Source organism: uncultured Nostoc sp. (assembly GCF_964245445.1).
In the GTDB taxonomy this organism is placed as follows: domain Bacteria; phylum Cyanobacteriota; class Cyanobacteriia; order Cyanobacteriales; family Nostocaceae; genus Nostoc.
The window spans coordinates 1-12,468 of the sequence record NZ_CAXTNE010000026.1 but is presented as its reverse complement, the minus strand read 5'-3'; the positions used below and the strand labels follow the sequence as shown (position 1 = coordinate 12,468).

Sequence of the window (12,468 nt, the reverse complement as noted above, 5' to 3'; positions counted from 1 at the left end):
ACGATCAAGGTAAACCACAAGAAGCGATCGCACATTACAAAAAAGCCATTAGCCTCGATCCGAAAAACTCTGGAGCATACTTTAATTTGGGTTTGACTTTAGCAAGACTTAATCAGTTAGAACCTGCGATCGCACAATATAAAAAAGCTATTAGCCTTGAACCAAACTATGCAGACGCTCACTATAACTTAGGAAATGCTCTCTACGCTCAAGGCAAACTAACAGAAGCAGTCACCGAATATACAGCAGCTATTCGCCTCAAACCCAATTATGCGCCAACTTACACGCGTCTGGGAAATGCTCTGTACGATCAAGGTGAGCTAGCAGAAGCAGTTACTCAGTACAAAAAATCCATTAGCTTTGATCCCAAGTATGCAGACGCTCACTATTACTTAGGGAACGCCTTGTATGCTCAAGGAAAGCCAGCCGAAGCAATCGCCGAATATACCGCAGCCATTCGCCTCGCTCCAAAAAATCCCGCCGGTTATAACGCCTTGGGAAATACTCTGTACGCTCAAGGCAAACTAGAAGAAGCGATCGCACATTACAAAAAAGCCATAAGCTTCGCTCCCAACTATGCAGACGCTCACTATAATTTAGCAAGCGCTTTTTACGCTCAAGGCAAGCTAACAGAAGCAATCGCCGACTATAACGAAGCGATTCGCCTCGATCCCAAACATGCACAAGCTTATACAGGTTTGGGAAATGCAATGGATGATCAAGGTAAACCACAAGAAGCGATCGCCCATTACAAAAAAGCCATTAGCCTTGTACCCAACGATGCATTCACTTACTATAATTTGGGGATCACTTTGGGAAGAGAAAAACAGCTAGAAGAAGCGATCGTTAATCTCAAAAAAGCCAGAGAGTTATTCCAAGCTGAGGAAAACAAGGAAATGGTTGAGCAAGTTGATCAGCTAATCCAAAAAATGAATATCCGAACGAATTGATTGACACTCTAAGGCTGAAGCCACTGAGATTCTTAAGACATTGCTATCTGCCATATTATAAAGCCGGACTTCTTGAAGTGGGTCATGGGATTCCTATTGGACCAAAAATATCCCTGGCAATTTCGATCCCCGTCGCGCATACGGATTGAGCTGCTCACTAAGATAGGATGCGATCGCATGGAAACGAATTGGGTATTTGTCAAACTTAATAGTGTAATTTATTACTAAAATTACAAAAACAAACACAGACTTATTGAGAGTTTTTTAGCCTAAAGTGATATATGTTCTGAAAATCGGTGACTTCCTAGCTTACGCATCCATCTACTGTTCAGTGGTAATTTGGTAGGGTAATAAAAAATCATGGAAAAGTAACATGGTTTTACTTAAGTGGAAATCCTGTATAACAGCAATAACCTTGACTGCAATCAGTCTGATTGCATCCAAGTCGGCATTGGCGGCATCTTTATATTCAGTTACTGACTTAGGCGCTCTTACTGGAGACCCCGTCAGTTATGCTCAAGACATCAATGACTCAGGTGAGATAATCATTAATTCTTCTGGGGATTCTTTTTCTTCTTTTTTGTACAGTAATGGTTCGCTCAAAAAAATTAGTCCACTACCTGGCGACAATGAACTTTCAGTGGAAAGTATCAATAATTTGGGGCAAGTAGTTGGTAATTCGGGCTTTGATAATCACGCCTTTATTTACAGTGGTGGAACAACCCAAAGTATCGGTCTTAACGGCATTCCTTATGCTATCAATGACTCAGGTGAGGTGGTTGGCGGTACGACTGGCGGCGGTATATTCCCAAAGCTTGCCTTTCCCGCCGGGACCGCTTTCCTATACAGCAATGGTACGACGACTATCATTAACAATAATTTAGAAGAAAATTATGTTGCCTATGGCATAAATAATCTAGGTCAGGCAGTCGGCATTTTCGGTCCCAGCCGCGCCTTTTTATACGATAACGGCATAATTACTAATCTCGGCACCCTCCCTGGTGACAACTACAGTTCAGCACTGGATATTAATGACTTAGGGCAAGTGGTTGGTACTTCTGGACTCACTGGAGTAAGTGATGGTCGTGCTTTCCTTTACAGTTCCAGCACGGGACTCCAAAACCTCGGTAAGTTAAGTCCTACAGATTTGTTCAGTGTTGGTGAGGGGATCAATAATTTGGGTCAAGTAGTCGGGTATTCTGGCACTTATAATGATCTGAAGCCTTTTCTTTATAGTGATAACACTCTGTACGATTTAAATGACTTAATTGCTCCTGGTTCAGACGCTGGCTTTACCTTGAGAGTAGCATTTGCCATTAATATTAATGGACAAATTGTAGGTTCTGGTGCAGTTAATGATGAATTCCACGCCTTCCTCTTGACGCCAGTCTCATCTGTCTCTGTAGCTGAACCAACTTCAGGCTTTCCGATTTTATCGTTCGGTGCTGGTGTAATTTTATTTGCAGCACTCAAGCGCAAAACTCACTCTAGCAGTGCAGTTATACAACAAAGAAGTTAATGCAATAACTTTTATCGAGTTTTTCAGCAAGCCCTAAATACACGCTCGTTTTACGCATACCGTGATTCTTATAAAGGGTATTGGGGCTAGAAAAGAAGCAGGGGGAGAAGAACCATGACCAATGACTAATGACTAATAACTAATGACTCAAGAAAAAGGTAAAGTCTACCTTGTAGGTGCTGGGCCTGGAGATGTGGCATACCTAACGGTAAAAGCTTATAATCTCTTAGCTGCTGCTCAGGTTTTAGTTTACGATGCCCTGGTAGATGCTCAATTATTGCAGTGCGTACCACCTGATTGTTTGAAGTTGGATGTTGGGAAACGCGGTGGTAAACCCAGTACAACCCAAGCTGAAATTAACAAGTTACTGGTAAAGCATTGCCAGCAAGGGAAACAAGTTGTACGGCTCAAATCAGGCGATCCGTTGATTTTTGGGCGTTGCACTTCCGAAATTGAAGCACTCAAAGCATCTGGTTGTGATTTTGAACTAGTACCAGGAATTTCCTCAGCCCTTGCAGCACCTTTGTTAGCAGGAATTCCCCTCACAGATCCAGTGTTGAGTCGCACTTTTGCAGTGCTTACAGCTCATGAACCAGAAGTTTTAGACTGGGAGGCACTCTCACGGCTAGAGACACTGGTAATTTTGATGGGAGGGCAACATCTGCCAGAAATTGTACATCAACTAGTGCGACACGGGCGATCGCACTTAACACCCATTGCCATCATCCGTTGGGCAGGAACTCCTCGTCAACAAATTTGGACAGCGCAACTGGGCAATATTGTGGAACAAACCACCGAATTATCCCTTTCTCCAGCAGTAATTGTTATTGGCGAAGTTGTTGGGCTACGGAAGTATTTACAACCTGAGAATATATATTTAGACCAAATTATCAAGCAGGAACCTGGAAAAAGACATTCCCAGGTTCCTGCTGTGAACGAGAGTATTTTTATACCCCAACCTATGTTAAGTAACTTCCCCTCATCTCGTCTTCCTCTCAGTGGCAAAACAATCTTGGTGACACGTTCAGTTGGACAGTCAAGCCAATTTAGCGATCGCCTCATCGCATTAGGTGCAACAGTGATCGAAATGCCTACCTTAGAAATCGGCCCGCCCTCCTGTTGGGAAGCTTTGGATAATGCGATCGCTCATTTATCTGACTTCGACTGGTTAATTCTCACTTCTACCAATGCCATAGACTACTTTTTTGAAAGGCTAAACGCCCAAGGTAAAGATAGTCGTGCCTTAGCAGGCGTTAAAATTGCCGTCGTTGGTGAGAAAACAGCCCATTGTCTCAAACAACACTCTATCCAACCAGATTTTATTCCTCCCAACTTTATTGCCGATTCTTTAGTGGAAAATTTCCCAGAGGATCTGCATGGTAAAAAGGTTTTATTTCCCAGAGTTGAAAGCGGCGGCAGAGAAATTTTAGTTAAGGAATTAACTCTCAAGGGAGCAAAAATGATAGAAGTTGCCGCATATCAATCTTGTTGTCCAAGTGGTATTCCACCAGAGGCACAGCTAGCTCTCCAAAACCGCAAGATAGATGTGATTACTTTTGCCAGTTCTAAAACTGTGCAATTTTTCTGTCAACTTACTAACAAGATATTTTCCAATAACTCTGATCCTAGTCAATTCTTAGAGGGCGTTTGTATTGCCTCTATCGGGCCTCAAACCTCCAAAACCTGTCATTTTTTATTCAGGCGTGTGGATATAGAAGCCCAAGAATATACTTTAGATGGTTTAACCCAAGCATTGATAACATGGGCGACAAGTTATTAGATGAGGGGCAAGGGGCAGGGGAAGCAGGGGGAGAATAATTAATGACTAATGACTAATGACTAATGACAAAACGTATAATCGGCTTAACTGGCGGTATTGCCACAGGCAAAACCACTGTCACCAATTATTTGGCTAACGCTTATAACCTGTCAATTCTGGATGCAGATATTTATGCTAGAGAGGCAGTATCTTTAGGTTCACCTATTCTTGGTGCGATCGCTCAACGTTATGGCGAACAAATTTTATTACCAGATGGCAGCCTCAACCGCCAAAAGCTAGGCGAAATTATCTTTAATCGTCAAGATGAACGCAACTGGATAGATAATCTGATTCATCCAGATGTGCGCGATCGCTTTCAGGAAGCGATCGCCCTATCTTCCTCACAAATACTGGTGTTAGTAGTGCCTCTATTATTTGAAGCTGGCATGACTAATTTAGTTACAGAAATTTGGGTAGTGCGTTGTTCACAAGAGCAACAGCTAGAAAGATTGATACAACGAAACCATTTAAATAGAGAACAGGCACAAGCCAGGATCAACAGCCAATTATCTATCGAAGAAAAAGTTGCTCATGCAGATGTCGTTTTAGATAACTCTTCCACCCTAGAAGTATTACTAGAGCAGGTAGATGTAGCCCTAAAAACCACTAGTAAAAACTAGATGCTATTTATCTTAAAAAAGATGCATAGATGACATTCTCAAGACATAAAAGCTTTATAAATTTTATGATTATCTAGTTAAGTAAAAGAATGTCATATCTGACCTATTCTTGTCCAATAATTAGGTGATTTTACAGTTGAAGCTGCAATTGATGGTACTGTAAATTTAAATAGTTATTGGGCAAAAGATATCATAGAGTAAAATCAAACACTAATTCAAACACTAATTCAAACATTAATAACTGAAAATTAAGATTTAAGAAAGATAATTGAAAATTATTGATCTTCTTTTAAAATTATTATTAATTACCTTCTCAACGAACTGCTTAATTAGACATTGGGTGATAAATTGCCTTTACTAGCTGTCAATGTGGTTGATTACTAACTAGATTGTCCACCTGTTCAATTCTGGATTGGTGATTGAAAGGAATTAAGATTCACTTAGAGTCCAGAACTCTTCGTTATAGATTTCTTCTTGGGGAAAACTCACTTATATCTTTGATCAGGACGAGTATGAACTTAAGTTTTAGTTTTTTAAGTAAGTTAGCCCTAGTTAGCTTTCCAGCAAACGAATTAAAACAGAAGCATAAAGTACACGATTATAGCCAACTAGTTTCTGGAAGCGACTACGTATTTGAGCGCCTCAATGAAGGAACAATCGGGTATATAACTGGAAGCAAGACAGGCATTAAACCCTCTGATCGCATTATTTTACAAGAAGGTTGTGAATCTTATCAATATCAAGTTGAGGAAGTTGATTATTACTCAGATCCATCCGATATGTGGATAGCTTTACTCAAGCAAGTGCCGATTGACTAAATATTAAAGTCAAGATAATTTATAATTTAAATTTTGTTCAACGCTAATCGGTTTAATATTCCTTAACATAGTTCAACAGAAAAAGTTCTACGCGGCAATCCAGAACTTTTACCCAATAAAGTAAATTACCTATTTTAATTAGATAAAGTCGAATTAAGCCGTCGAAGAAACTCAATATTCAAATCTAGCTTTTCTCCTAACCATAAAGAATGAACTGCGTGGTCAGCCACAGCATCGCCTGTCTCAGGGTGGACGAGAATATCCAATCCCTCACGATTAAGCATTAACCAGGGAACGACTTTATCAAACTGATTCGGTAAGAAAGCAACTTGATACATTGCTTTTGGGTGGGGGCCGATGGGCTTGTCAAACCAGCGTCCGAGTTGCACGTCAAACCTAACACCCAATCCTTCACGTACACGCGCAGCTACATCCCGACTGGCGGGATCGAAGTAAACATGAGCATGAAAACCAGTGATCTTAATAGTATCTTCTTCCATAGATCCACTTTTTGTTCTCAACTCTAATTTTAGGTAGCAGACTTTTTCTTTTTCACTGAAAAAGCGATGTCTACGCTTAATTTTAGCCCAATACCGTGCGGTTAAGGATCGGTTGTGGAGATTGAAGGAAGTAGGTAGGCGAGAATAAACCAAATTCAGAGTTTGGCTCGCTCAGATTTATGCAATGTTAGTAATTAGTTAACGCTTAAGCTGCTTGTAGTTTCTTTGACAACTTCATGTGTTTTAGGAGCAACTGAAAGATGTACAACATGTACCGTACAAGGAGCATGGTGAAGAACATAGTTACTCACACTACCGAGAAATAGTTCCATCAGCCCAGAACGACCTCGACGCCCCATTACAATTAGGTCAGCATCATAACTATGAGCAAAATCACAAATGATGCGGCCAGGATTACCAATATTTTGTGTAAATTCCGTAGTTATACCTGCTGCGTTAGCTTGGGCGCAGAAAGATTGTAACATCTGGATTCCTAAGTTTTTAAAGGTATCCCACTGCTTTTGATATAACTCGAAGCTTTGACTGCTCAATCCTGGATAGTAGTCAAAATTAGACAGCATAGGTACGTAAGGACTACCCTCTTCTTCGGGAGATAGGACATGCACTAGCATTAAGCTAGCTTGTGTTAACTTTGCTAAACCCAAGGCTTCCTCAAAAACCTGTTGCCCTATTTCCGAACGATCTAATGCAACTAGAATCTTTTTAAACATCATAATAGACCTCCGATTTCATTGGTAAATGGTCTTTACGGTTTCTGGTTTCCAGATGCTGGATTGTCAAAAATGACTAATCCCTCAACTATGTTTAGTCACTTGTGAATTTTAAATTTATTAAAGGCTTTCGCCCTATATTTATGTTTATAGCAAAACAATTTGAGGAATTTGTGAGGAAGACATTTATCTTTAATTACTAAGAATACTGTGTATTGCAATATACGGTAATAACTCAGTATTTGGTTTAGGCAAATTTTCACACCTTCGCTTACACAAATATCACACGGTATTTGCCACCTTACTAGTACAGGTCGGCGGAAATAAACCTACCGTTTTATTACAGCCAGAAAGCCTGAAATTAAAGCTTTTTGAATGCGTGACTTTTGACTTTTGCTTTGCGGTACTAGGGCGTGTCATCAAATAGGTATCAATCTAGTTTAGAATCGATACGTTTTTTATGTATGTTAAATGCGGTACTCAAAAGTCAAATAATATTTTTTATTACTTTTATATCAAGGTAAATTTTAGGTATTTATTTCTCCACCACTGTTATTTTTAAAGGATACAATGGCTCAGAACCATTTAATTGCCAAATTCTAACTACCAATACAGTAGCTACAGTTAGCCATAGGCAAGAAAATGATAAAATTATTCCTGCTACAGCATTAGTTTGCCAATAAATTACCGTCACCACTACAGCAGATAACCAAGGGCCTAAAATAACTACAGGTACAGCAGCACCTAATCTCCGTTCTACAGTAAAAATTGTATTCCAAGTATCCCCTAAAGCCAGATGTACCACAAACAAAATTAAAGGTAGCACTAAAAATTGGTGATTCATTTGCTGCCAAATCAATAGAGAAGAAATTACCCGTAAAATGGCAATTATCATCCAAACTATGGGAAATACTAAAGGTGGAGGAGACCATTTTGGTTTGATTACCTGGTCATAGATCTGACGAGAACGGGTATTATCTAAAAGAGAAAAAAATCGTGAACGGATACTTAATATAGCAAAAAATAATCCAGTCAATAAAATGTTAAGCCAACTGGAAAAAGAAGAATTATTATCAATCAACATTACTAATTTTTCCATAACCAGCAACACGAGAATCATAACTACTATTTGTAGAATCGTCCCTATTGTATAAACTAAAACTGCTCTGATATCTAGTTCTTGTGTAGTAGTTATTGATGCATTTGGAGACTGTTGTTTTTTAAAAGTTTTTACCCCCATCACTGTATTGACAAACTGTTCAAGTATTCCAGTATTATTTGATTTATTCATAATTAATAGATTTTCCGTAGTTTCTAATTAGTATTAATAAGCCATTATATGATAGTCTAATGGTTAAAATAATTTTTGTAGGCTCTTGTAACCTCAGAGTTTATAGTTCCGAATCTAATGTACAGTCTTTCGTAAGTGGTATTGAGGAAAAAACGTGGAATTTCAGAAGTTATTGTATATTTTTACTCTAGTAAAGATTGCTACGTTTGCTCTGGGTATACCTGTATTTGCTCAAATCGCGCAGACTCCCTCCAATTCTTCACAGTCGAGTTGTCGTGCAACTAAAGTAGATACTGCAATTTTCAAAGAACCTTCAACATCATCCAACGCTATCAGAATATTGCCGGCAAAAACGAACATTGTTTTAGCATATATACCAGCTAGTGGAGATAGATTTGTCAGAATTAAAGCTCCGACTTCAGGGTTTATTCAAACTGCTGTGCTGAAGTTTTGTCAGACGAATAACAACGCTCAAAACTTGTGGAGTAAACCTACTATTGGCAGTGCATGTCGGCAAATTGTACAACCTGTAACTCTACGTGGTCAACCAAGTACAAAAGGAGCTTTTATTACAACACTTAATTCCAACACAATCGTGTTTGTGAACTTGGTTGCAGGTAATATAGTTAAGTCATACAAATCTGAAAATTATATTTGGGTAGAAATCGACCTTTCCAGAAGTTTCCCTGGAGAGTTATCCGGTAATGGTTGGATAGCCAATACTGACTTAGTAAATACTCCCGGATTAAGCAGTCTGGCTTATTGTAGCTAGTAGCTTATTTCGCTCAATACTTCCACCCGGCATGAGTTTCTCCATGCGCTAGGGGTAACTTGTTCAGCTTCCAACCCTCTCTACGAGACTCTACGCGAACACAGAGATCGTGCAATTTTAACCAACCTTGCCATAGTAGTTGAATACCAATGGGTGAATGGGTGTTTACTTCGATGTTCTAGGTAGCCGCCAAGACGGGCGATGCCAACGCAACCAAGCGCCCAACTAACTGTTAGCAGCTTGGGTAGTTTAGAAGATTTAGCTTTTAAAATCCTAATTTGTTGGGGATTAAGAATTTCAATTGCGGAGGTTGAGGGCTGGGTGCGGTGGAGATAAGCTTTTTCTCTCCCCCTGCCCCCTGCTATGATCAACGGTATAGCCAAACACGCAATAGTGAAAGCAGTTGTTCAGTATCTACGGGTTTTGTGATGTAGTCTGATGCGCCAGCTTCAATACACTTTTCGCGATCGCCTTGCATGGCTTTAGCAGTCAGTGCAATAATCGGCAAAGATTTAAATTGCTCGTTTTGGCGGATTAAGCGTGTTGTTTCGTAACCATCCATTTCCGGCATCATTACATCCATCAAAACCACATCAATATCTGGTGTACTTTCCAATAGGGTAATCCCCTCGCTGCCGTTCTCAGCATATAAAACCTGGATTTGATAACGCTCCAGCATACTCGTCAGCGCGAAGATATTACGCACATCGTCGTCTACAATTAGCGCTTTTTTGCCAGCGAGTAAGTAGTCTATTGAATGCAGTTGTTCAAGTATTTCTCGTTTTGGTGCTGGTAAATTTGCTTGGACTCGGTGTAAAAATAATGCTGTTTCATCAAGGAGACGTTCGGGCGATCGCACATCTTTAATGATGATTGTTTCGGCAATTCGTCTGAGTTCCGTTTCTTGAGCTTTGCTAATTTCTCTACCTGTGTAGACAATAATTGGTAAAGTTTTACCGTGAGGTAGAAGCTTTATCTGCTCGATCAGTTCAAACCCAGTCATGTCAGGTAGCCCTAAATCGAGAACGAGGCAATCAAAATGCTGGGAACGAATGGCTTCTAAAGCTGCTGCACCAGTGCCCACAGCAATGGTAGAAACATCGCTGTTACCAATCAACTCGACAATACTAAGCCGTTGAGTGTCGTCGTCTTCGACTACTAACAAATTTTTCACCTGGCGCTCAACAAAACCTTTAATTTTGGTCAACGCCTCGGATATTGTATCGCTGGTTAAGGGCTTTTGCAGATATGCGATCGCTCCTAGTTGCAAACCGCGCTGTCTCCCTTCCTCAACGGTCATGATATGTACAGGAATGTGGCGGGTATTCGGGTCATGCTTCAGACGATCTAATACAGTCCAACCATCCATTTCTGGCAACCTGATATCTAGCAAAATGGCTGAAGGCTGGAATTGCTGCGCTAACATCAAACCTGTACTGCCTGTTTGGGCAGCGATCACCTTGAATCCTTGCTGTTGTGCCATCTCTAGCAGGATACGCGCAAAATTAATGTCATCCTCAACAATTAGTAACACGCGATCGCCTCTTTCAATAACAGCGCGATCATCATTTAGGAGTGGAGAGTGGGTAGAGACGCGATTAATCGCGTCTCTACTGGGGAGTGGGGAGTAGGGAGTAGGGAATGGTTTTGTTGATATTGACTCAGGACTCGAAACTCGTGACTCAGCACTCAATTGGGGGAAGTAAAATATAAAGGTGCTACCTTGATCGGGTTGACTGATTAGTTTAATTTCGCCGCCAAAGAGACGGGCAATTTCACGGCTAATTGATAAGCCCAATCCAGTACCGCCGTATCTCCGACTGGTAGAGCCATCGGCTTGCTGAAATGCCTCGAAAATCACTTTCTGCTTGTCGGGGGCAATGCCAATGCCTGTATCGCTGACTGAGAAGGCGATGACATTTTGGGCGCGATTTAAAGTTTCTTGGTCTTTGCTCCATCCCTGCTTCGCCACCGCAATCTGTAAGCGTATCTCCCCTTTTTCTGTAAATTTAAAAGCGTTGGAGAGGAGATTTTTTAACACCTGTTGTAAGCGTTTGACATCTGTATTGATGGTTGTGGGCAATTCGGGAGTCAATTCAATTGTGAAACCTAGCCCTTTGCTCTGAGCGATTTGTCGGAAGGTGCGCTCAATCTGATCGCCCAATTCTGTCAATGGCATTTGGGTCATGTCAATGGACATAGTTCCCGATTCAATTTTAGCGAGATCGAGAATGTCATTGATTAACGCCAACAAATCATTACCTGCTGAGTAAATTGTTTGGCTGTATTCGACTTGCTTGGCGGTGAGGTTGCGATCAATGTTATCTGACAACAACTTCGCCAAAATCAACAAGCTGTTTAGTGGTGTCCGCAGTTCATGGGACATGTTAGCGAGAAACTCTGATTTGTATTTTGAAGAAAGGGCGAGTTGTTCAGCCTTGTCTTCTAAAGAGAGTCTTGCTTGTTCAATTTCACGATTTTTACGCTCGACTTCTTTCTTTTGCATAGCTAACAACTCTGCCTTTTCTTCTAATTCGGCGTTGGTTTGTTGCAACTCCTCTTGTTGTCCTTTGAGTAAATCTTCTGAGGTTTTGAGTGATTGAGCTTGTTGTTCTAAGCGCTTGTTGGTTTCCCGGAGTTCATCTTGCTGGGTTTGGAGTTCTTCAGCCAAAGATTGCGACTGTTTGAGTAATTCTTCAGTTCGCATGGATGCTGCGATCGTGTTGAGGACGATCGCTATACTTTCGGTAAGTTGGTCAAAGAATGTCAGATGAATTTCGCTAAAGCGGCGGAAGGATGCTAATTCTATGACTGCTGTCACCTGTCCTTCAAAAAGTACAGGTAACACCACGGCATTAAGTGGAGACGATTCTCCTAAACCAGAGGCAATTCTGACATAATCACTTGGCACTTCCGTCAGCAGTATTCGCTCTTTTTCTAAAGCGCATTGTCCCACCAAACCTTCACCCAAATAGAAGCGGTTAGCCAGATGTCTGCGTTCGCGGTAAGCGTAGCTACTAATTAGTTTCAAATACGGTACATTTTCCCCAGACTCCATTAGGAAGAATACGCCGTGTTGCGCTCCTACTAAGGGTGCTAGTTCTGAGAGAATTAGTTTAGATACAGTTTCTAAGTCTCGCTGCCCTTGCAGCATTCGGGTAAACTTGGCTAGGTTAGTTTTCAACCAATCTTGTTCGGTGTTTTTCTGCGTTGTCTCCCGCAGGTTGGCAATCATCTGGTTGATGTTGTCTTTGAGGATCGCTACTTCCCCTAGTGCTTCGACGGCAATTGAACGAGTTAAATCACCCTTAGTTACAGCTGTAGCAACTTCTGCGATCGCTCTTAACTGAGTTGTCAGTGTAGCAGCCAATTCATTCACATTATCCGTCAAATCTTTCCAAGTTCCAGCCGCGCCAGGGACTCTAGCTTGTCCGCCTAACTTCCCTTC

10 protein-coding genes and 1 pseudogene are annotated in these 12,468 nt (G+C 41.0%); 6 read left to right on the top strand and 5 right to left on the bottom strand.

Annotation, left to right across the window (positions count from 1 at the left end):
• The 5 genes from ACFE90_RS06995 to ACFE90_RS06975 all read left to right on the top strand — a co-directional run.
• The coding region (locus tag ACFE90_RS06995; RefSeq protein WP_375499021.1) for a tetratricopeptide repeat protein at positions 1-950 on the top strand (950 nt) is incomplete at its 5' end.
• A gap of 373 nt (positions 951-1,323) precedes the next feature.
• Positions 1,324-2,469 carry a hypothetical protein gene (locus tag ACFE90_RS06990; RefSeq protein WP_375499019.1) on the top strand — a complete coding sequence of 382 codons (1,146 nt, stop codon included), beginning with the start codon at positions 1,324-1,326 and terminating at the stop codon, positions 2,467-2,469.
• Positions 2,470-2,611: 142 nt separating this feature from the next.
• Positions 2,612-4,249, top strand: a complete 1,638-nt coding sequence (gene cobA, locus ACFE90_RS06985; RefSeq protein WP_375499017.1) for a uroporphyrinogen-III C-methyltransferase — start codon at positions 2,612-2,614, stop codon at positions 4,247-4,249.
• A gap of 62 nt (positions 4,250-4,311) precedes the next feature.
• Positions 4,312-4,908, top strand: coding sequence for a dephospho-CoA kinase (coaE, locus tag ACFE90_RS06980; RefSeq protein WP_375499015.1), 597 nt, complete (start codon positions 4,312-4,314; stop codon positions 4,906-4,908).
• 512 nt (positions 4,909-5,420) lie between these two features.
• Entirely contained in the window at positions 5,421-5,726 is a 306-nt protein-coding gene (locus tag ACFE90_RS06975) for a hypothetical protein (protein WP_375499013.1), read from the top strand.
• Between the two features lie 134 nt (positions 5,727-5,860).
• Here the strand turns inward: ACFE90_RS06975 and ACFE90_RS06970 are convergent, their stop codons facing one another.
• The 3 genes from ACFE90_RS06970 to ACFE90_RS06960 all read right to left on the bottom strand — a co-directional run bounded on the left by ACFE90_RS06970 (position 5,861) and on the right by ACFE90_RS06960 (position 8,248).
• Positions 5,861-6,226 carry a DOPA 4,5-dioxygenase family protein gene (locus ACFE90_RS06970; RefSeq protein WP_375499011.1) on the bottom strand — a complete coding sequence of 122 codons (366 nt, stop codon included), beginning with the start codon at positions 6,224-6,226 and terminating at the stop codon, positions 5,861-5,863.
• Positions 6,227-6,420: 194 nt separating this feature from the next.
• Positions 6,421-6,957, bottom strand: a complete 537-nt coding sequence (locus tag ACFE90_RS06965) for a universal stress protein (protein WP_375499071.1) — start codon at positions 6,955-6,957, stop codon at positions 6,421-6,423.
• Between the two features lie 535 nt (positions 6,958-7,492).
• On the bottom strand, positions 7,493-8,248 hold the full coding sequence (locus ACFE90_RS06960; protein ID WP_375499009.1) for a TspO/MBR family protein: 756 nt from the start codon (positions 8,246-8,248) through the stop codon (positions 7,493-7,495).
• A 154-nt stretch (positions 8,249-8,402) separates the two neighbouring features.
• On the opposite strand from ACFE90_RS06960, the gene ACFE90_RS06955 reads away from it, so the two are divergent.
• Positions 8,403-9,020: a hypothetical protein gene (locus tag ACFE90_RS06955; protein WP_375499007.1), complete on the top strand. Its 618-nt coding sequence runs from the start codon at positions 8,403-8,405 to the stop codon at positions 9,018-9,020.
• Between the two features lie 13 nt (positions 9,021-9,033).
• Here the strand turns inward: ACFE90_RS06955 and ACFE90_RS06950 are convergent.
• Positions 9,034-9,355 (bottom strand): annotated as a pseudogene (locus ACFE90_RS06950) (hypothetical protein); the annotation flags it as partial.
• A gap of 32 nt (positions 9,356-9,387) precedes the next feature.
• Positions 9,388-12,468: response regulator (locus tag ACFE90_RS06945; RefSeq protein ID WP_375499005.1), on the bottom strand; the 3,081-nt coding region annotated here is incomplete at its 5' end.